General features: G+C 71.3%; 20 protein-coding genes. 10 read left to right on the top strand and 10 right to left on the bottom strand.

Annotation, left to right across the window (positions count from 1 at the left end):
* Window positions 1-6: 6 nt before the first annotated feature.
* Entirely contained in the window at window positions 7-1,299 is a 1,293-nt protein-coding gene (locus tag DEJ51_RS18585; protein WP_190620466.1) for a PH domain-containing protein, read from the bottom strand.
* A gap of 659 nt (window positions 1,300-1,958) precedes the next feature.
* Complete coding sequence (locus tag DEJ51_RS18580; protein ID WP_150258602.1) at window positions 1,959-2,450, bottom strand: PH domain-containing protein; 492 nt, start codon at window positions 2,448-2,450, stop codon at window positions 1,959-1,961.
* Between the two features lie 31 nt (window positions 2,451-2,481).
* Between DEJ51_RS18580 and DEJ51_RS18575 the strand changes: the two genes are divergently transcribed.
* Genes DEJ51_RS18575 through DEJ51_RS18565 form a run of 3 tightly spaced genes read left to right on the top strand, consistent with a single transcriptional unit; the run spans window position 2,482 to window position 4,743 of the window.
* Entirely contained in the window at window positions 2,482-3,624 is a 1,143-nt protein-coding gene (locus DEJ51_RS18575; protein ID WP_150258601.1) for an NADH-quinone oxidoreductase subunit D, read from the top strand.
* Between the two features lie 22 nt (window positions 3,625-3,646).
* Window positions 3,647-4,498: an arylamine N-acetyltransferase family protein gene (locus DEJ51_RS18570; protein WP_150258600.1), complete on the top strand. Its 852-nt coding sequence runs from the start codon at window positions 3,647-3,649 to the stop codon at window positions 4,496-4,498.
* A gap of 29 nt (window positions 4,499-4,527) precedes the next feature.
* On the top strand, window positions 4,528-4,743 hold the full coding sequence (locus DEJ51_RS18565) for a hypothetical protein (protein WP_150258599.1): 216 nt from the start codon (window positions 4,528-4,530) through the stop codon (window positions 4,741-4,743).
* A 22-nt stretch (window positions 4,744-4,765) separates the two neighbouring features.
* On the opposite strand, the gene DEJ51_RS18560 is transcribed toward DEJ51_RS18565, so the two are convergent.
* From DEJ51_RS18560 to DEJ51_RS18545, 4 genes are all read right to left on the bottom strand, one after another.
* A complete protein-coding gene (locus DEJ51_RS18560) occupies window positions 4,766-5,773 on the bottom strand; it encodes a hypothetical protein (RefSeq protein ID WP_150258598.1) in 1,008 nt (335 codons plus the stop codon).
* Window positions 5,774-5,871: 98 nt separating this feature from the next.
* Window positions 5,872-6,864: an ABC transporter substrate-binding protein gene (locus DEJ51_RS18555; RefSeq protein WP_150258597.1), complete on the bottom strand. Its 993-nt coding sequence runs from the start codon at window positions 6,862-6,864 to the stop codon at window positions 5,872-5,874.
* 32 nt (window positions 6,865-6,896) lie between these two features.
* On the bottom strand, window positions 6,897-7,565 hold the full coding sequence (locus tag DEJ51_RS18550) for an ABC transporter permease (RefSeq protein ID WP_150258596.1): 669 nt from the start codon (window positions 7,563-7,565) through the stop codon (window positions 6,897-6,899).
* Window positions 7,566-7,569: 4 nt separating this feature from the next.
* Entirely contained in the window at window positions 7,570-8,328 is a 759-nt protein-coding gene (locus DEJ51_RS18545) for an ABC transporter permease (RefSeq protein ID WP_150258595.1), read from the bottom strand.
* A 146-nt stretch (window positions 8,329-8,474) separates the two neighbouring features.
* On the opposite strand from DEJ51_RS18545, the gene DEJ51_RS18540 reads away from it, so the two are divergent.
* Complete coding sequence (locus DEJ51_RS18540; protein WP_150258594.1) at window positions 8,475-9,437, top strand: ABC transporter ATP-binding protein; 963 nt, start codon at window positions 8,475-8,477, stop codon at window positions 9,435-9,437.
* Window positions 9,438-9,548: 111 nt separating this feature from the next.
* Here the strand turns inward: DEJ51_RS18540 and DEJ51_RS18535 are convergent, their stop codons facing one another.
* Complete coding sequence (locus DEJ51_RS18535) at window positions 9,549-10,658, bottom strand: alpha/beta hydrolase (RefSeq protein ID WP_150258593.1); 1,110 nt, start codon at window positions 10,656-10,658, stop codon at window positions 9,549-9,551.
* Window positions 10,659-10,810: 152 nt separating this feature from the next.
* Between DEJ51_RS18535 and DEJ51_RS18530 the strand changes: the two genes are divergently transcribed.
* From DEJ51_RS18530 to DEJ51_RS18505, 6 genes are all read left to right on the top strand, one after another.
* Window positions 10,811-12,658: a phosphatidylglycerol lysyltransferase domain-containing protein gene (locus DEJ51_RS18530; RefSeq protein WP_150258592.1), complete on the top strand. Its 1,848-nt coding sequence runs from the start codon at window positions 10,811-10,813 to the stop codon at window positions 12,656-12,658.
* A gap of 84 nt (window positions 12,659-12,742) precedes the next feature.
* On the top strand, window positions 12,743-13,615 hold the full coding sequence (gene folP, locus DEJ51_RS18525; protein WP_150258591.1) for a dihydropteroate synthase: 873 nt from the start codon (window positions 12,743-12,745) through the stop codon (window positions 13,613-13,615).
* 25 nt (window positions 13,616-13,640) lie between these two features.
* Entirely contained in the window at window positions 13,641-14,084 is a 444-nt protein-coding gene (locus DEJ51_RS18520) for a nuclear transport factor 2 family protein (protein WP_030726966.1), read from the top strand.
* Between the two features lie 129 nt (window positions 14,085-14,213).
* Window positions 14,214-14,573, top strand: a complete 360-nt coding sequence (gene folB / locus DEJ51_RS18515; RefSeq protein WP_030010912.1) for a dihydroneopterin aldolase — start codon at window positions 14,214-14,216, stop codon at window positions 14,571-14,573.
* Window positions 14,570-15,178, top strand: coding sequence for a 2-amino-4-hydroxy-6-hydroxymethyldihydropteridine diphosphokinase (gene folK / locus DEJ51_RS18510; protein ID WP_150258590.1), 609 nt, complete (start codon window positions 14,570-14,572; stop codon window positions 15,176-15,178). Before folB ends, folK begins: the two co-directional genes overlap by 4 nt.
* A gap of 53 nt (window positions 15,179-15,231) precedes the next feature.
* A complete protein-coding gene (locus DEJ51_RS18505) occupies window positions 15,232-15,717 on the top strand; it encodes a DUF3180 domain-containing protein (protein ID WP_150258589.1) in 486 nt (161 codons plus the stop codon).
* Window positions 15,718-15,752: 35 nt separating this feature from the next.
* Here DEJ51_RS18505 and DEJ51_RS18500 read toward each other — a convergent pair whose 3' ends face one another.
* The 3 genes from DEJ51_RS18500 to ftsH form a co-directional block, all read right to left on the bottom strand.
* Window positions 15,753-16,130: a hypothetical protein gene (locus DEJ51_RS18500; protein WP_150258588.1), complete on the bottom strand. Its 378-nt coding sequence runs from the start codon at window positions 16,128-16,130 to the stop codon at window positions 15,753-15,755.
* A 4-nt stretch (window positions 16,131-16,134) separates the two neighbouring features.
* Window positions 16,135-16,743, bottom strand: coding sequence for a GTP cyclohydrolase I FolE (gene folE, locus DEJ51_RS18495; protein WP_150258587.1), 609 nt, complete (start codon window positions 16,741-16,743; stop codon window positions 16,135-16,137).
* 105 nt (window positions 16,744-16,848) lie between these two features.
* Entirely contained in the window at window positions 16,849-18,873 is a 2,025-nt protein-coding gene (ftsH, locus tag DEJ51_RS18490; protein WP_150258586.1) for an ATP-dependent zinc metalloprotease FtsH, read from the bottom strand.
* Between the last annotated feature and the right edge of the window lie 132 nt (window positions 18,874-19,005).

Here is a 19,005-nt window from a genome sequence, read left to right as displayed (position 1 = left end):
TGCCCGCTACGCCCCCGGGTCCGGTGCCGTCATCCAGCGGTCCGGCCGGGCCGCGGCCCGGGAGGTGCGGGAGCGGGCGGCCTGCGCGTACAGCAGGGCCGCGGCCTCCGGCTCCGGGCGGAGCCGGGCCGTGACGGTGCAGTTCGCTCCGGTGTCCACGTGGACGTCCGCGACGCCGCGGGCCCGCGCCCACGGTCCCTGCGTGTGGCGGACGCTCTGCACCTTGGCGTGCGGGACGACGTCCGTACGCCGGCACAGGCGGCCGTGGCGGGCGGCGAACACCTCCGGGGAGAGCGCCAGGGCGTAGCCCTTCCACCACACCGGGACCACCCAGCGGGACCCGGTCCGCGGGGAGCCGGAGAAGGACAGGGCCGCCAGGTCCACCCCGGGCAGCACCCGGGCGATCATGGCGAAGGCGGCGTCCTGCGCGGCCACCGGGATCAGGACCGTGTTGCTCGATCCCGCCACCTTCAGCTCCACCCGGACCAGGCCGCGCCGCCGCCACAGCAGCGGCTCCACGATCCGTACGCACTGCACGCGCCCCGGCGGCACGGTCTCGTGGGCCCGGTCCAGCAGTCCGTGGTCCAGACGCAGCCCGTCCGGGGACTCCGCGACCCGCCAGTCGTACTCGGTGAGGAAGCGGCCCGCGGTGCCCGCCCAGACGGCGCCGAGCATCGGGAGCACGGCGACGAGGGCCGCCCACGGGCTGGAGCTGAGCCACCAGACGAGGGCCGGCACGGTGAGCCCCGGGACCAGCAGGGCCCAGACGCCCAGGTTGAGCAGCAGCGACACGACGAGTTCGCGCGGGGTCACGCGCAGCAGCTCGCGCTCGGGGGCCTCGCCCAGGCTCACGGCCTCCTCGGGGGCGAAGCCGGCCGCCCGGGCGAGGAGCTCGGCGCGCAGGGCGACGGCCTCCTTCTCGCCGAGGAAGGACAGCTGGTCCTTCTCCTCGGTGCCGATGACGTCGAGGCGGAGACTGGCGACGCCGGTCAGCCGGGCCAGGAGCGGGCGGGTGACGTCCACGGCCTGCAGCCGGTCGAGGCGGATGTGCGCGGTGCGGCGGAAGAAGAGCCCGCTGCGGATGCGCAGTTCGGTGTCGGTGACGGCGTAGTGGGTGAACCACCAGCTGAGGAATCCGTAGGCGCCGAACACCATGATCAGGCCCGCCACCGCCGCCACCCGCAGGAGGCCGGACAGGTCGGCCACCCACCGCCCGGCCTGGTCGCCCTGCTGGGCGATCACACCGACGGTCGCGGCGATCGGCACCCAGGCGCGGCGCAGCGGGGTAAAGGGATGCAACCGCCGTTCGCCTGCGGCGCGCCGTACGCCTGCCGCGGGCTCGGCGGTGGAGGGCCGTTCACCTGCGGCGGGGTCGGTGCCGGCGGGGCGTTCGCCCGCGGCGGGCCGTTCGCCTGCGGCGGGCTCGGTGCCGGCGGGCCGTACGCCTGCCGCGGGCTCGGCAACGGCGGGCCGTCCGCCTGCCGCGGGCTCGGCAACGGCGGGCCGTCCGCCTGCCGCGGGCTCGGCAGCGGCGGGCCGTTCACCGGCGGCGGGCTCGGTACCGGCGGGGCGTTCGCCTGCGGCAGACCGTACGCCTGCCGCAGGCTCGGAAGCAGAGGGTCGTTGACCTGCGGCAGGCTCGGCCCGTTCCCGCGCCGCGCGAGCGTCGGGCCGGGGCCGAGCGCCGCCCGAACCGCAGGTCACCGGCCCACCGTCCACCGGACCCGAGGTCACACGCTCGTCCCCCGAACCCGAGGTCACCGGCTCACCGTCCACCCGACCCGAGGTCACAGGCTCGTCCCCCGGACCCGAGGTCACCGGCCCACCGTCCACCCGACCCGAGGTCACAGGCTCGTTTCCCGGACCCGAGGTCACCAGCCCACCGTCCACCCGACCGGAGGTCACAGGCTCGTCCCCCGGACCCGAGGTCACCGGCTCACCGTCCACCGGACCGGAGGTCACAGGCCCGCCGACCTTGCCTCGCCGAGGGCGGTGAGCCGGTCGCGCAACCGCTCCGCCTCGGCCGGCACCAGCCCGGGGATCTTGGCATCGCTGGCCGCCGCGGCCGTGTGCAGCTGCACCGAGGCCAGGCCGAAGCGGCGCTCCAGCGGGCCGGAGGTGACCTCGACCAGCTGCATCCGCCCGTACGGCACCACGGTCTCCTCCCGCCACAGCACGCCCCTGCTGATCAGCAGGTCGTCCGCGCGCTCGGCGTAGCGCCAGGACCGCCAGTTCCGGCCGAGGAGCACCCAGCCCCAGGCCAGGACCGCGAGCCAGAACGCGCCGAGGGCCGCCCACGCCGGACCGAGCGTCAGCCCGAGCACGACGGCGGTCACGGCGGCGAGCAGCACCGTCCATATCAGCAGCAGCGTCCGCCGCAGGGTGAGCAGCCCGCCGGGCAGCCCGACCCACGCGGGTCCGTCCGTCTCACCCATCGTCCCCGTTTCCATGCGTCCAGCCTAGGGCTGAGACAATGCCCGCATGACGGAGACCACGGTCGGCATCGGCGGAGCGGCGGAGAGCACCGACATGGTGCTCAACATCGGCCCCCAGCACCCTTCCACGCACGGCGTGCTGCGCCTGCGCCTCGTCCTGGACGGCGAGCGGATCGTCAGCGCCGAACCGGTGGTCGGGTACATGCACCGCGGTGCGGAGAAGCTCTTCGAGGCCCGTGACTACCGGCAGATCGTGATGCTCGCGAACCGCCACGACTGGCTGTCCGCGTTCTCGAACGAGCTGGGCGTCGTCATGGCCGTCGAGCGGATGCTCGGCATGGAGGTCCCCGAGCGGGCCGTGTGGATGCGGACGCTGCTGGCCGAGCTGAACCGGGTGCTGAACCACCTGATGTTCCTCGGCTCGTACCCCCTCGAACTGGGCGGGATCACCCCGATCTTCCACGCCTTCCGCGAGCGCGAGGAGCTCCAGGCCGTCATGGAGGAGATCTCCGGCGGCCGTATGCACTACATGTTCAACCGGGTCGGCGGCCTCAAGGAGGACCTCCCGGCCGGCTGGCTCGGCCGGGCCCGCACCGCGATCGCGGACGTCCGGTCCCGGATGGACGTCTACGACAGGCTGGTCCACGGGAACGAGATCTTCCGCGCCCGTACCCGCGGGGTCGGCGTGCTGTCCGCCGAGGCGGTGCACGCGTACGGGGTCTCCGGCCCGATCGCCCGCGCCTCCGGTGTCGACTTCGACCTGCGGCGCGACGAGCCGTACCTGGCCTACGGCGAGCTCCAGGACGTCCTGAAGGTGATCACCCGCACCGAGGGCGACTGCCTGGCCCGCTTCGAGTGCCTGCTGGACCAGACCCACAACGCGCTCGACCTGGCCGTGGCCTGCCTGGACCGGATGGACGACCTCCCGCCCGGGCCGATCAACCAGCGGCTGCCCAAGGTCCTGAAGGCACCCGAGGGGCACACCTACGCCTGGACCGAGAACCCGCTCGGCATCAACGGCTACTACCTCGTCTCCAAGGGCGAGAAGACCCCGTACCGGCTGAAGCTGCGCAGCGCCTCGTACAACAACATCCAGGCGCTGGCCGTGCTGCTGCCGGGGCAGCTGGTCGCCGACATGGTGGCGATCCTGGGCTCGCTCTTCTTCGTGGTCGGCGACATCGACAAATAGGGGACGTCCTAGGCTGATCCCCATGATCATTTCTGACACGTACGCCGCGTACCTGGGTCGGATCGGCATCACCGCACCCGGATCCCCCTCCGTCGAAGGGCTGTTCGCGCTCACGCGGGCCCATCTGGAGCGGATCCCCTTCGAGAACACCGAGATCCAGCTGGGCCGGCCGCCGGGCATCGACCCCGAGCTGTCCGCGCGCCGCATCGCCGCCGGGCGCGGCGGCTACTGCTTCCACCTCAACGGCGCCTTCGGGGCGCTGCTGGAGCACCTCGGCTACGACGTGACGCTCCACGTCGGGGGCATGAGCTCGGATCCGGACTCCCACGAGGTGAGCGGCGACCACCTCACCCTGACCGTACGGATCGACGGCCAGGCCTACCTGGTGGACGTCGGCCTGGGCGACGGCCCGCCGGAGCCGCTGCCCCTGCGCGAGGGCCGCTACGAACGGGGCTTCCGCTACGGCCTGCGGCCGTTCGGCAGCGCGGACCGGCCCGACACGGGCTGGACCTTCCTCAACGAGAGCTCGCCCTTCCCCGCGATGCACTTCCGCTCGGCCCCCGCGGCGATGGCCGACTTCGAGGACGAGCACCTGCGGCTGTCCACCGCCGCGGACTCCCCCTTCCTGCAGTCCTTCTTCATGCTGCGGCGCGGTGCCGGGGCCGTCGACCGGCTGCACGGCCGGATCCTGCTCCACATCGACCCGCAGGGCGGGACGGACAAGCGGGAGATCTCCTCCCCGGAGGAGCTCTTCGAGGTCATGGCCACGGTCTTCGGGCGGGAGCTCGACGACCTGACACCGGATGACCGGTCGGCGCTGTGGGACCGGATCCAGCGGGCGCACGAGGCCTGGCTCGCCTCACAGCAGGACTGATGTCGGTGCGGCAGGGCAGACTGGGCCGCATGTCCCACTCTCCCCGCCGGGCCTGCCCCTCCTGCGGCCGCGACTGCGCCGTCACCGCCGGACGGATCGCCCGCCACGATCCGCCTTCCGGGCGGGGGCGCGGCGACCTGGTGTCCTGCCCCGGGTCCCGGGCCAGGGTGGCGCTCGGCGCCTCCGCGCCGACCCTGGACGGCTTCGCGCTCCCCGACGTCCCGGGCCAACTCCCGCTGTTCTGAAGGCGGCTCCGGAAGAGACGGCCTAGGAGATCGCGGTGCGGAGGCGGACCACGTCGATCGGCTCGGTCTCGTCATGGGCGGTCAGGTCGATGACCTGACCCACCGCGCGGGTCTCGTCGGTCGCCGGCTTGAACTCCGGATCGGCCGCAACGGCCTGGGCGGACTCGGCCTTGTGCACCGCGAGGGCCTCCGCGCCGACCACGTCGGCCAGGTCCTCGTTCTGCACCGCCTCGATCACCGCACGGGCCTGCGCCGCGTTCTTGGTGCCGAAGAAGTCGAAGCCGCCCTCGACGCGCGAGGCGCTGCGCCGCTGGGCCGCGTACGGGGCCACCGCGGCCGCCGGACGGCGCGCGGGCACCGAGGACGCGGCAGCGGGGGCGTGGCCGCGGCCGGGACCGGGGTCGGGCTCCGGGGCGGACGGTCCCGCGGGCAGTGCCCGCGCCGCCTGCCGCCTGCGGGCCAGCGCCTCCAGGGCCGAGTGGGCCCGGGCGTAGCCGACCGCGGTGGGCGCGCCCGCCGAAGTGCGCTCCTCGGTGACGGCCGGAAGTTCCTTCGGCGCGGCGGCCGGCGCCGCGGAGGCCTCGATGGCCAGCAGCCGGCGGCCCTCCAGGGCGCTGGCGCGCTCGGTCTCGGCGGTCGCGTACCGCCGCAGCAAGGCCGCGTGCTCGCCGCGCAGACCGGCCAGTTCGACCCGCTTGGCGCGCAGCTTGGCGTCCAGCCTGGCCCGCAGCATCCGGGCCTCTTCGAGGTCGGATTCGAGCTCGGCTATCCGCTCGTCGGTCCGCCACTCGTCCTTGACCCGCTCGCGCGCGAGCTCGGCGACGCGGCGGCCCGCCGAGCGGTCCCAGGCGCGCATGACGACGGCGCCGGCGACCCCGGCCGCCGCCGTGACGGCCACGAGGAGCCGGAGCGCCATCGGTTCCGCCAGCAGCCAGGCCGCGCCGGCGCCGACGACGGATACACCGGCCACGGTCGTCGGCGTGAGCAGCCGGTGCAGGGGTTCGGGATTGCGGTGGCGTCCACGGGGCATGGCCCGAAATTTACAGGGCATGGGGGTCGAGTGGGATACCCGCCCGGCAAACTCTTCCCGGGCAGTTGGGCCACTTTTCCCCGCCGGCCCCGTGCGCGCTACTTCTTCAGCAGGCCCTTGGACTCCAGGTAGGCCTTCGCGACGTCGGCCGGCTTGGCGCGCTCGGCGTCCACCTTGCGGTTCAGGTCGACCAGGTCGGCCGTCGTGAGCGCCTTGGTCAGCTTGTCGAGCGCGGCGGCGACCTCCGGGGCTCCGGCGTCCTTGGCGTTGACCACCGGCAGGACGTTGTCGGCGTTCTGGAGCTTCTTGTCGTCCTCCAGCAGGACCAGGCCGTAGCCGTCGAGGGTGGCGTCGGTGGTCGTGGTGAGGACGAGCTGGTCGGCGCCGTCCTTGACCGCCTGCTTGGCCTGCGGGGTGCCGACGCCCTTCGGGTCCACACCGGAAACCTGAATTCCGTACGTCTTGGTCAACCCCGGAGCGCAGAAGGGCCGGACGCTGCATTCGTCGCCCGCCGCGATCTTCACCTTGAGTCCGGACTTTCCAAGATCGGAAAGCGTCTTCAGGTTGTTCTTCTCGGCGAATTCCCTGGTCACGGCGAATGCGTTCTGGTCGACCGCCTCACCGGCGGCCAGCGCCTTCAGGCCGAGCGGGGCCGCGAGCTTCTCCAGGCCCGCCACCGTCGCCGCGACGTCGCTGGAGGCGACCGGCTTCTCCTCGGGGGCCTTGGGGCCGTTCACCTTGGCGTTGAGGAACTCCGCGAGCGTGGCCGCGTACTCCGGGACGACGTCGATCTCGCCCTTCTCCAGGGACGGTTCGTACAGCTCACGGTTGTTGACCGTCTTGACCGAGGTGCTGTAGCCGGCGTCCTTCAGGACCTGCGCGTACAGCTCGGCCAGCACGTTCGACTCGGTGAACCCGGCCGCGCCGATCACCAGGCTGCCCTTGCCGCCGCCCCCGGACGAGGAGGAGTCGGCGGAGGCCGAACCGCCGTCCTTGCTCTTCTCCAGGCTGTCGCCGCCGCACGCGGCCAGGGACACCGACAGGGCCAGGGCGCCCAGGGACGCGCCGAGGGCGCGCGTGGTCTTGGTCATGGAGGTACTCCGTTCGAGGCGATGGACAGGAATCAGCGGGACGTGGCCCGCGGGAGCAGCAGCCGGTCGGCCGCCACCAGCGCGCCCTCCACCAGCAGGGCGAGCGCGGCCACCAGCAGGGCGCCCGCTACGACCTGCGGGGTGTTGTACGTGTTGAAGCCGGCGGTGATGATCCGGCCGAGCCCGCCCTGGCCGACCATCGCGGCGATGGTGGCCGTGGCGACGACCTGGACGGCGCCCGAGCGCAGCCCGGTCATGACCATGGCGCGCGCGAGCGGCAGTTCGACGCGCAGGAAGAGCTGGATCCCGGACATGCCCATGCCCCGGGCGGCCTCCACCACGGAACGGTCCACCTCGCGCATGCCGACGTAGGCGTTGGTCAGCAGCGGCGGGACGGCGAAGAGCACGAGCGCGGCGATGGTGGGCAGGTAGCCGGCGTTGCGCAGCGGGGAGACCATGAACAGCGCCAGCACCGCGAAGACGGGGACGGCCCGGCCGATGTTGGAGATGTTGATCGCGAGGGTGCCGCCCTTGCCGAGGTGGCCGAGGAACAGGCCGACCGGCAGGGCCACCGCGCAGGCGATCGCGAGGGCGACCGCGCTGACGTAGACGTGCTCGCCGAGCCGGTGCCAGACGCCGCTCTCGCCCGCCCAGTTGGCGCCGTTCGCCAGCCAGTTCCAGGCTTCTCCGATGACGCCCACGGTGTCAGGCCTCCTTCGCCGGAGCCGGAGCCGGAGCCGCTGCCTGGGCCGGGGCCGCGGGGCGGGCGCCGGACCGGGACCCGGACCGGGCACCGGCGCCGGCCCGGGTCCACGGGGTGAGCAGCCGCTGTACGCCGAGCAGCAGCAGGTCGGCCACGAGCGCGAGCAGCACGCACAGCACCGAGGCGGTGAGCACCTGGGCCTTGAAGGAGCTGTTCACGGCCGGGGCGATGAGGTTGCCGAGACCGCCCTTGCCGACGATGGAGCCGACCGTGGTCAGCGCGACCGTCGAGACGGTGGCGATCCGGACCCCGGCGAGCAGTGCGGGCAGCGCGAGCGGCAGCTCGACCTGCCACAGCAGGCGCCCCGGGCCGTATCCCAGGCCGCGGGCGGCCTCCCGTACGTCCTCGGGCACCGCTTCCAGGCCGGCCAGGACGTTGCGGACCAGGATCGTCAGCGAGTACAGCACCAGCCCGGTCACCACCAGCGCCGCCGAAAGTCCGAAAACCGGCAGCAGCAGGGAGAACATGGCCAGTGAGGGGACCGTGTAGAGGAGCGTGGTCAGGCCCAGGACGGGCGCCGCCCAGCGGCGGCCCCGGCGGGCCAGCAGGGCGAGCGGCACGGACACGGCTATGCCGATCAGGACCGACACGCCGGTGATCCAGACGTGTTCGAGGGTGGCGTCGGTGAGTTCCTGGGAGCGGGAGGTGACGTAGTCCCAGCAGATCCAGTCGTTCGCCACGAGGCAGTTCTGCGCTGCCATGCCCCTCCCCCGTCATTCGAACGCACGTCTTCATGCTCACCCGTCACAGCGACCCTAACCCCCACGGCCCTCGATGGCCGGATTCCTTCGCAGTGGGGCAACACGCCATTCACATATCGGCGGCCGTCGTACGGAAAGATGGTCGTGTGATCCGATTCGAGCACGTGACCAAGCGCTACCCCGACGGGACGACAGCCGTCGAGGACCTGTCCTTCGAGGTGGCGGAGGGGGAGCTGGTCACGCTCGTGGGACCGTCCGGCTGCGGCAAGACGACCACGATGAAGATGGTCAACCGGCTGATCGACCCCACCTCCGGCCGGATCCTGCTGAACGGCGAGGACATCGCGGCCGCCGATCCCGTCGAGCTGCGCCGCCGCATCGGGTACGTCATCCAGCAGGTCGGGCTGTTCCCGCACAAGACGGTGCTGGAGAACACGGCGACCGTGCCGCAGCTGATCGGCACCCCGAAGGCCCGGGCCCGCGCCCGGGCCGCCGAACTGCTGGAACTGGTCGGTCTGGACCCGGCCGTGTACGGCGGCCGGTACCCGGAGCAGCTGTCCGGCGGGCAGCGCCAGCGCGTCGGCGTGGCCCGCGCGCTCGCCGCCGATCCGCCGGTGCTGCTGATGGACGAGCCGTTCGGCGCGGTGGACCCGGTGGTGCGCGAGCGGCTGCAGAACGAGTTCCTGACCCTGCAGAAGACGGTGCGCAAGACGATCCTGCTGGTCACGCACGACCTGGAGGAGGCGATCCGGCTCGGCGACCGCATCGCGGTCTACGGAACCGGAACCATCGAGCAGTTCGCCCGCCCGGCGGCGGTGCTCGGGGCGCCCGCCACCGACTACGTGGCCTCCTTCGTCGGCGCCGACCGGGGGCTCAAGCGGCTCGCGGTCACCGCGGTCGAGGCGGCCGACCTGGACGCGGCGCAGGGGAAGGACCCCGAGGCCTCGGTGGAGCTGGGCGCGACCCTGCGCGAGGCGCTCGCCGCCCTGCTGCAGGAGGACTCGGGGCGGATCGGGGTCACGGATCCGCAATCCGGCGCGCTGGTCGGCGTACTGACCCCGGAGGGCGTCCACCGGGCGCTGCGCCGGGCCCAGTTGCAGGAGGCCTAGGGGCTGCCGGGGGCGCGCCGGGCGGCCCCGGAAACAGCTGTGACCGGCCTCGGGAGGCCGGTCACGGGAGCGTCGGGCGGTCGTGCGCACGCCGGGGCGGCGCGCGGCGGGTCAGGCCTCGATGCGGCCGCTCATCCACATCAGCATCGGCGGGATCTCACGTCGCCACGTGTTGAAGTTGTGGCCACCGCTGTCGAGGATGATGGACGAGACCCGGTCCGGGCCCTGCACCTTCTTGATGAACTTCCGGGTGTCGGCGAGGTTCGGCTCGCCCTTCTCGCTGCTGGTCACGAGGAAGGACGTACCGGTCGGCTTCTTGTGCTCGATGCTGTGCAGCACGTCCGCACGCTTCTTCAGCTTCTCGTCCCCGTGGAACAGGTCACCGGTCGTCGGGTCGTCCGGGGCCTCGTAGTACGCGGACAGACCCGCGGCGGCGCCGAAGGTCTGCGGGTAGTGCGCGGCGATCTTCAGAGCGCAGTAGCCGCCCGTGGAGTTGCCGATGAAGCCCATGTTCTGGGGCTTCTTGCCGACCCGGAAGGTGTCCTGGATGGCCTGCGGGAGGTCCACCCCGAAGAAGGTCTCGGTCTGCGGGCCACCGGGTATGTCGACGCACTCGGTGTCACGCGGCGGCGCCACGGTCGGGCGCAGCATGACCAGGATCATCGGCTTCATCTTGCCCGACTTGGACAGGCTGAAGGCCTTCATGGGGTAGTCGAGCCCTTTGATGAGGTTCTCGGCGGTGCCCGGGTAGCCCGTCAGGACGATGGACGCGGGGAAGTTCTGGTCCTTGTGCTGGGGCTGGAAGTACTCCGGCGGGAGCCAGACGTAGCCGGGGCTCGTTATCTTCGACTTCTGCCCGGTTATGGCAACCTTCAGGATCTGACCACCGACCTGGGGCTTGGCGCCACCGGGTACGTCCAGCTTCTGCTTGTCGACGACCTTGATGTCCTTGCTGCTCATCGAGTGGTCGACGACCTTGCCCATGGACGTCTCCTGACCGAGCAGGTCGGCCCAGGAACCGTAGAAGAGGAACGACTTGTTAGCCGCCAGCCCCACAGCCGAGAACAGCGCCAGCTGGGTCGCCAGCAGCAGACCGATCCGGCCGGCGAACGCGCGCCAGGTGCGGCCCGAGAGCTTCGGCCAGAACCACACCGTGGCCGCGAAGAGCAGCACACCGGCGAGGATGGCCAGCGCCAGAACCGTATTACTGGTGAGACCCATGAGCAGTCAGTCGACTTTCTGGTGGCAGGACTGTTTTTTTCCGACGAAAGAGTGAACCCGCTCCTCGTCGATGTCGTCCTAAGGGACGCACCACACACCGGAGGCTGTCGCGGCCTTCGGCCACATGATCTCTCGCGGAGCAACGGGAAGCGATGTCTAGCAGGATAGATGGCGATAAGTCGGGACAGGTTCCGAGCAGGGTCCGCCGAATCCTCCGAGGCCCACAGCCGGAGTCGGTGCCCGGCCTGGTAGGTACGGCCGTCATGATCGTCGGCCTTCTGGACATCGCGGCAGGGGTGTTCCCGCGCTTCCGGCACAGCCGGATCCACGCGGTCGCCGAGGTGCTGCCGGTGTTCGGCCCCTTCGCAGCGGCCCTCGCCATCAGCGCGGGCGTACTGCTCCTGCTGCTCGCGCACGGCCTCAAGCGGCGCAAGCGCCGGGCCTGGCGGGCGGCGGTCGTACTGCTGCCCGCCGGCGCCGTGGCGCAGTTCCTCTACCGGCACTCGATCCCCGGCGTGATCATCGCGGCGGTGCTCTTCGCGCTGATGCTGCGCCACCAGAGTGAATTCAAGGCGCTGCCCGACCCGCGCAGCCGCTGGAAGGCGCTCGCCAACTTCGTACTGATGAGCGCCGGCTCCATCGGGCTCGGCCTGCTCATCGTGAACGTCCACCCGAACCGCGTGGTCGGCAACCCGGGCCTCTACGAGCAGATCACGCACGTCGTCTACGGCCTCTTCGGCTTCGAGGGCCCCGTCGACTACGCGGGCACGGTCTCCTGGACCGTCGGCTACTCGCTCGGTGCGCTCGGCATGCTGACCGCGCTCACCACCATGTACCTGGCCTTCCGCCCCGAGCACCCGGCCGCCCGGCTCACCTCCGACGACGAGGACAAGCTGCGCGAGCTGCTCGCCAAGCACGGCGGCCGCGACTCGCTCGGCCACTTCGCGCTCCGCCGCGACAAGGCCGTCGTCTTCTCCCCCAGCGGCAAGGCCGCCGTCACCTACCGCGTCGTGTCCGGCGTGATGCTCGCCTCCGGCGACCCCATCGGCGACGTCGAGGCCTGGCCGGGCGCGATCGAGCGGTTCATGGAGGAGGCCAAGGCCCACTCGTGGACCCCGGCCGTCGTGGGCTGCAGCGAGACCGGTGGCGAGGTCTGGACCCGCGAGACCGGTCTGGACGCCCTGGAGCTGGGTGACGAGGCGATTGTCGATGTCAAAGACTTCTCCCTCGCGGGCCGTCCCATGCGCAATGTCCGCCAGATGGTGAAGCGCATCGAGCGCAACGGCTACACCACCCAGGTCCGCCGCGTCAGCGAGCTGACCGACGAGGAGCTGGAGCGGGTCCGCGGCGCGGCCGAGGCCTGGCGCGGCACCGACACCGAGCGCGGCTTCTCGATGGCTCTGGGCCGGGTCGGCGAGGAGGGCGACGGCGACTGCTTCATCGCCACCGCGCACCGCGTCGAGGAGGGCGACACCAGCCCGTTCGGCGACCTGAAGGCCGTCCTGCACTTCGTGCCGTGGGGCAAGGACGGCATGTCGCTGGAGCTGATGCGCCGCGACCGCGCCGCCGACCCCGGCATGAACGAGCTGCTGATCGTCGCCTCCCTGCAGGCCGCTCCCGAGCTGAAGATCGAGAAGGTCTCGCTGAACTTCGCGATGTTCCGCGCGGCCCTCGCCCGCGGCGAGAAGATCGGCGCCGGCCCGGTCCTGCGGATGTGGCGCGGCCTGCTGGTCTTCCTCTCCCGCTGGTTCCAGATCGAGTCGCTCTACAAGTTCAACGAGAAGTTCCGCCCCCGCTGGGAGCCGCGCTTCATGGTCTACCGCAACAGCCGCGACCTGCCCCGCATCGGCTTCGCCGTGATGCAGGCCGAGGGCTTCGTCACGGTGGCCCTGCCCCGGCTCTTCGCCAGCCGCCGCCGTCCCAAGCCGGTGCGCACCTGCACGCACACCCACATGACGGCCGTGCCCAAGCAGGCGGAGCGCGAGGTCCAGGCGGCGTAGCCCTCGCACGTGCCCGTCCAGGGCCCCGGCGGTCGCGAGCCGCCGGGGCCCTGTCGTATCCAGGTCAGCCCTACCCTTGGACCTATGAACACGAAGCGCGGAGCCACCGGCAGGGGCCGGGTCGCAGGTCTGCCTGACTGGGACCGCTGCGCGGTCATGGGCGTCGTCAACGTCACCCCCGACTCCTTCTCCGACGGCGGCCGCTGGTTCGACACCACCGCCGCGGTCAAGCGCGGCCTCGACCTCGTCGAGCACGGCGCCGACCTCGTCGACGTCGGCGGCGAGTCCACCCGCCCCGGCGCCTCCCGGGTCGACGAGGAGGAGGAGCTGCGCCGGGTCGTCCCCGTGGTCCGCGGCCTCGCCTCCGAAGGCGTCGCCGTCTCCGTGGACACCATGCGCGCGACCGTCGCCGCCCGGGCCGTCGAGGCCGGCGCGGCCCTGGTCAACGACGTCAGCGGCGGACTGGCCGACCCCGGGATGATCCCGGCCGTCGCCGCCGCCGAGGTGCCCTTCGTGGTGATGCACTGGCGCGGCTTCAGCGCCGGCATGAACAGCCTGGCCGTCTACGACGACGTGCTCGCCGAGGTCACCGCCGAGCTGCGGACCCGGATCGACGCGGTGGTGGCCGGCGGGATCGCCCCCGAGCGGATCGTCGTCGACCCCGGACTCGGCTTCGCGAAGAACGCCGAGCACGATCTGGCCCTCGTCGCCCACCTGCCCGAACTGCGCGCTCTGGGCTTCCCGCTGCTGGTCGCCGCGTCGAGGAAGCGTTTCCTCGGCCGGGTCCTGGCCGGCGGGGCCGACACCACCCCGCCGCCCGCCCGCGAACGGGACGCGGCCACGGCCGCCGTCTCCGCGATCGCCGCCCACCAGGGCGCCTGGGCCGTACGGGTGCACGAGGTACGGGCCACCGCGGACGCGGTTCGAGTGGCTCGTGCCGTGGAAGGCGCACTCTGACCCGTCCCCACCGACAAGGAGCACCGTGAGCAGAACCGACATCGAGGCGGTCGAAGAGGTCAACACGGCCTTCTACGAGGCAATGGAGCGGGGGGACTTCGACTCACTGTCGGCGCTCTGGCTGGAGGACGAGATCTCCTGCGTCCACCCCGGCTGGCCGGTGCTCTCGGGCCGCGGCGAGGTTCTGCGCTCGTACGCGCTGATCATGTCGCACACCGACTACATCCAGTTCTTCCTCACCGACACGAAAGTCGCCGTCATAGGCGATACCGCCCTCGTCACCTGTACGGAGAACATCCTCAGCGGCGGACCCGCCGAGGACGGCGGCGAGCTCGGCCCGCTCGTCGGTCAGCTGGTCGTCGCCACGAATGTGTTCCGACGCACATCCGAGGGCTGGCGGCTCTGGTCCCACCACGGTTCTCCCGTCCTCACGGAGTCCGACGACGACGAGGAGGAGGACGCCTCCTGACCCCTCCGGCGGGACCCGGACTATTTCGCAGGTAAATTCGAAGACGGACGACGCCGACCGCACTCGGCGCAGCCATGGCCCCGGGGAGCCCCGGGACCGGAAGCACCTACGAAAGCAGGAGTGATTCGCGTGGATCGTGTCGCGCTGCGCGGCCTCAAGGCTCGCGGGCACCACGGCGTCTTCCCCCGGGAACGCGAGGAGGGCCAGACCTTCATCGTCGACCTCGTGCTGCACCTCGACACCCGTCCCGCGGCGGCCGGAGACGACCTGGCGAAGACCGTGCATTACGGGGTAGTAGCCGAAGAGGTCGTCGATGTCGTCCAAGGCGAGCCCGTCGACCTGATCGAAACCCTGGCCGAGCGAATCGCCCAGCAGTGCCTCAAGCACGAAGCGGTGGCGCAGGTGGAGGTCGTCGTCCACAAGCCGGACGCGCCCATCACCGTCCCCTTCGACGACGTGACCATCACGATCACCCGGAGCCGCGCATGAACAACGGACTGAACGCACCGAGCGACCCCACCGTCCAGCCGGTACCCGCCTCCGTCGTCGAGACGGTCGACGCGGCGGACGTGACCCTGTCCAACCCCAAATGGGCCGTGATCGCGCTCGGCGCGAACCTCGGCAACCGGCTGGAGACCCTCCAGGGCGCCATCGACGCCCTCGGCGACACCCCCGGCATGCGGGTCAAGGCCGTCTCCCCCGTCTACGAGACCGAGCCGTGGGGCGTCGAGCCCGGCTCGCAGCCCTCGTACCTCAACGCGGTCGTCGCCGTGAAGACCACCCTGCCGCCGTCCTCGCTCCTGGAGCGCGCGCACGCCGTCGAGGAGGCGTTCGACCGCGTCCGCGAGGAGCGCTGGGGCCCGCGCACGATCGACGTGGACATCGTCGCGTACGCCGACCGGGTCTCCGACGACCCGGTGCTCACCCTCCCGCACCCGCGCGCCCACCAGCGTGCCTTCGTCCTGGCCCCCTGGCACGACATCGACCCGGAGGCCCAGATCCCGGGCCGCGGACCGGTCACGGCGCTGCTGGCCGAAATCGGCCTCGCCGGCGTGACGCCGCGCACCGACCTGGAACTCCACCTCCCCGAGTAGTCGTTAGCCTGTTCACGGCTACTCGCCGAAGCTGAGAAGTGGGGAACGGGCTAGTGAAGCAACTGAGGCCGGGGGTCCTGGCGGGCACCTTCGTGGTCGCCGGGGTCCTGTCCTGGGCGGGCGCGCGGCTGTGGAGCGCGTACGGCACCCTGCCGGGCGTTCCGCTGGCCGCGCCGATCGTCCTGGGCGTCATCGCGGCGGTGCTGCTGGCCACGGCCCTGTCCATGCGCGCCCGCCTCAAGGCGCAGCGCGAGCGCCGCCCGGGCGCCAAGGGCGTGGAGCCGCTGATGGCGGCCCGCGCGGTGGTCTTCGGCCAGGCCAGTGCCCTGGTGGCGGCGCTGGTGGCGGGGATGTACGGGGGTGTGGGCGTCTACCTGCTGACCGACGCCCTCGACGTCCCCGCCCGCCGCGACCAGGCCTGGTACGCCGGCTTCTCGGTCCTGGCGGGCCTGGCGGTCATCGCCGCCGCCCTGTTCCTGGAGCGCGTGCTCAAGCTCCCGGAGGACGACGACCCGGCCAAGGCCCCGGCGAAGGCCTGAGAGAGCGGCGGCCGGGGGCCCGGGGGCCCGGGGGCTTAACCGGGGTACACGTACCCCAGCCACTCCCAGAGCCTGCGGCCGCCCGGCCCCTCGTCCTCCCAGTCGCAGAACTGCAGGTCCGCGAGGGCACCGTCGACCGCGAAGAGCGACACCGAGCCGTCGTACCCCCCGTCGGCGTCGCAGAGGGAGGCCCCGGCCACCACGGCCGTCCGCTTCTCCGTCGGGACCGCCGCCACGGCGTCCGTGTCCACGTCCAGGTACACGCACGGACACGCGCAGTCGCTCGCGCGCATCACCGTGTACGGGATCTGGGCCCGGAAACGCCTCTCGTCGTCCGAGTCCCCGGCCAGCAACAGCTCAAGGGTCCGCCGTACGTCCTCGCTCAGCGGCTCCCAGCCGGCCGGCCGGAGCACCGGCTCAGCGGGCCATGATCAGGCTCATGGCCTCGTTACGGGTGGCGGGATCGCGGAGCTGGCCGCGGACCGCCGAGGTGATGGTCTTCGCGCCGGGCTTGCGCACGCCGCGCATGGTCATGCACATGTGCTCGCACTCGATGACCACGATGACCCCGCGCGGGTCCAGGATCTCCATCAGGGAGTCCGCGATCTGCGTGGTCAGCCGCTCCTGCACCTGCGGTCGGCGGGCGAACACGTCCACGAGGCGGGCCAGCTTCGACAGGCCGGTGATCTTGCCGTCGGTGGACGGGATGTAGCCGACGTGCGCCACCCCGTGGAAGGGGACCAGGTGGTGTTCACAGGAACTCATGACCTCGATGTCCTTCACCAGGACCATCTCGTCGTGGCCCAGGTCGAACGTCGTCGTCAGGACCTCTTCGGGCTTCTGGTACAGGCCCGCGAATATCTCCCGGTACGACCGCGCCACGCGCGCCGGGGTCTCCAGGAGGCCCTCGCGGTCCGGGTCCTCGCCGACCGCGATCAGCAGTTCGCGGACCGCCGCCTCCGCGCGCTTCTCATCGAACTCGCCGATCCTGCCCTCGTCACCGCTCAGGGTCACTGGGTCGGTCATCTCATCCTCGTTCCTGTCCGCACGCGCGGTCGTACAAATGTGCCGCGCCCCCCAGGCTAGAACCTGGGGGGCGCGGCTTCCATTCCGGGTGGTTCGAGCCGCCGGTTACTCGGGGCGGTCCTCGGGAGCCACCTCGATGCCCTTCTCCGTGGAGACCGGCGCGACGGACGACGTGCCGTTCGCCGAGTTCGTCAGCTGGAGCTCCTTGGGAGAGAGCACCGGCGGACGGGTGGAGGGGGTGCGGCGGGAGGAACCGGTCCACGCGGGGCGGGCCGGACGCTTGACGATGGTCGAGAAGATCTCGGCGATCTCCTCCTTGCCCAGCGTCTCCTTCTCCAGCAGCGCGAGGACCAGGTTGTCGAGGACGTCGCGGTTCTCGACCAGGATCTCCCAGGCCTCGTTGTGCGCGGTCTCGATGAGCTTCTTGACCTCTTCGTCGACCAGCGCCGCGACCTCTTCCGAGTAGTCCCGCGGGTGCGACATCTCGCGGCCCAGGAACGGCTCGGTGTTGTCGCCGCCGAACTTGATGGCACCGAGACGCTCGGTCATGCCGTACTGCGTGACCATGGCCCGCGCCGTGGCGGTGGCCTTCTCGATGTCGTTCGCCGCGCCGGTGGTCGGGTCGTGGAAGACCAGCTCCTCCGCCGCGCGCCCGCCCAGCATGTACGCCAGCTGGTCGAGCATCTCGTTGCGCGTGGTCGAGTACTTGTCCTCGTCGGGCAGGACCATGGTGTAGCCCAGGGCCCGGCCGCGGGACAAGATCGTGATCTTGTGCACCGGGTCGGAGTTCGGGGAGGCCGCCGCGACCAGGGCGTGTCCGCCCTCGTGGTACGCGGTGATCTTCTTTTCCCGGTCCGACATGATGCGGGTCCGCTTCTGCGGGCCCGCCACGACGCGGTCGATCGCCTCGTCCAGCGAGTGGTTGTCGATCAGCTTCTTGTCCGAGCGGGCCGTGAGCAGCGCGGCCTCGTTCAGGACGTTGGAGAGATCGGCACCGGTGAAGCCGGGCGTGCGACGGGCGACGGCGCCCAGGTCGACGTCCGGGGCGACCGGCTTGCCCTTCTGGTGGACCTTGAGGATCTCCAGACGGCCCTGCATGTCGGGACGGTCGACCGCGATCTGCCGGTCGAAGCGGCCCGGGCGCAGCAGCGCCGGGTCGAGGATGTCCGGACGGTTCGTGGCGGCGATCAGGATGACGCCGCCCTTGACGTCGAAGCCGTCCATCTCGACCAGCAGCTGGTTGAGGGTCTGCTCGCGCTCGTCGTGGCCGCCGCCGAGACCCGCACCGCGGTGCCGGCCGACGGCGTCGATCTCGTCGACGAAGACGATCGCCGGAGCGTTGGCCTTGGCCTGCTCGAACAGGTCGCGGACACGCGAGGCACCGACACCGACGAACATCTCGACGAAGTCGGATCCGGAGATCGAGTAGAAGGGGACGCCGGCCTCGCCCGCGACGGCACGCGCCAGCAGGGTCTTGCCGGTGCCGGGCGGGCCGTACAGCAGCACGCCCTTGGGGATCTTGGCGCCGACGGCCTGGAACTTCGCCGGCTCCTGGAGGAACTCCTTGATCTCGTGGAGCTCCTCGACGGCCTCGTCCGAGCCCGCGACATCGGCGAACGTGGTCTTCGGGGTGTCCTTGGTGATGAGCTTGGCCTTGGACTTCCCGAAGTTCATGACCCGGGAGCCGCCGCCCTGCATCTGGTTCATCAGGAACAGGAAGACAACGACGATGAGGACGAAGGGCAGGAGCGAGAGCAGCACGCTCAGGAACGGGCTGGTCTTGTCCGGAGTGACGGAGTACCCGTCCGGGATCTGACCGGCGTCGTACTTGGTCTGGAGGCTCTGGGCGAGCTGGACGCCCTGATCCCCGATGTAGTTGGCCTGGAACTTGGTGCCGTCGTGCTTGCCGAGCTTCTCGCCTTGCTTGAGCTCAATCTTGATCATCTGGCTGTCGCCGGTGGTCAGCTTGGCTGTCTCCACCTGGCCAGTGTTGATCGCCTTGATGACCTCGCTGGTGTCCACCGACTTGTAGCCGCCGCCGGAGCCGACGACATTCATCAACACGACCACGGCGAGGACGGCCAGCACGATCCACATGACCGGCCCACGGAAGTATCGCTTCACGTCCATCCATACGGGACGCCAGGCGTCCCGTCCCTCCTGCCCGTAGGTAAATGCTGCTGTGAGTAAAGACTGTTCTTCGGAATGTACCCCTGAATTGTCACCCGCGGCCCTGTGGGACGGCTGACAGACCCGCCTTCC

Origin of the sequence: Streptomyces venezuelae (genome assembly GCF_008642275.1) — a bacterium.
In the GTDB taxonomy this organism is placed as follows: Bacteria; Actinomycetota; Actinomycetes; order Streptomycetales; family Streptomycetaceae; genus Streptomyces; species Streptomyces venezuelae_E.
Note: the sequence above shows the minus strand (reverse complement) of the source record. Positions and strands in the feature narration are given on the sequence as shown.

Coding starts and splice junctions, on each gene's coding strand:
- DEJ51_RS18580 (WP_150258602.1), bottom strand. CDS start 2,450: ATGGAAACGGGGACGATGGGTGAGACGGACGGACCCGCGTGGGTCGGG.
- DEJ51_RS18575 (WP_150258601.1), top strand. CDS start 2,482: ATGACGGAGACCACGGTCGGCATCGGCGGAGCGGCGGAGAGCACCGAC.
- DEJ51_RS18570 (WP_150258600.1), top strand. CDS start 3,647: ATGATCATTTCTGACACGTACGCCGCGTACCTGGGTCGGATCGGCATC.
- DEJ51_RS18565 (WP_150258599.1), top strand. CDS start 4,528: ATGTCCCACTCTCCCCGCCGGGCCTGCCCCTCCTGCGGCCGCGACTGC.
- DEJ51_RS18560 (WP_150258598.1), bottom strand. CDS start 5,773: ATGCCCCGTGGACGCCACCGCAATCCCGAACCCCTGCACCGGCTGCTC.
- DEJ51_RS18555 (WP_150258597.1), bottom strand. CDS start 6,864: ATGACCAAGACCACGCGCGCCCTCGGCGCGTCCCTGGGCGCCCTGGCC.
- DEJ51_RS18545 (WP_150258595.1), bottom strand. CDS start 8,328: ATGGCAGCGCAGAACTGCCTCGTGGCGAACGACTGGATCTGCTGGGAC.
- DEJ51_RS18535 (WP_150258593.1), bottom strand. CDS start 10,658: ATGGGTCTCACCAGTAATACGGTTCTGGCGCTGGCCATCCTCGCCGGT.
- DEJ51_RS18530 (WP_150258592.1), top strand. CDS start 10,811: ATGTCTAGCAGGATAGATGGCGATAAGTCGGGACAGGTTCCGAGCAGG.
- folP (WP_150258591.1), top strand. CDS start 12,743: ATGAACACGAAGCGCGGAGCCACCGGCAGGGGCCGGGTCGCAGGTCTG.
- folK (WP_150258590.1), top strand. CDS start 14,570: ATGAACAACGGACTGAACGCACCGAGCGACCCCACCGTCCAGCCGGTA.
- folE (WP_150258587.1), bottom strand. CDS start 16,743: ATGACCGACCCAGTGACCCTGAGCGGTGACGAGGGCAGGATCGGCGAG.
- ftsH (WP_150258586.1), bottom strand. CDS start 18,873: ATGGACGTGAAGCGATACTTCCGTGGGCCGGTCATGTGGATCGTGCTG.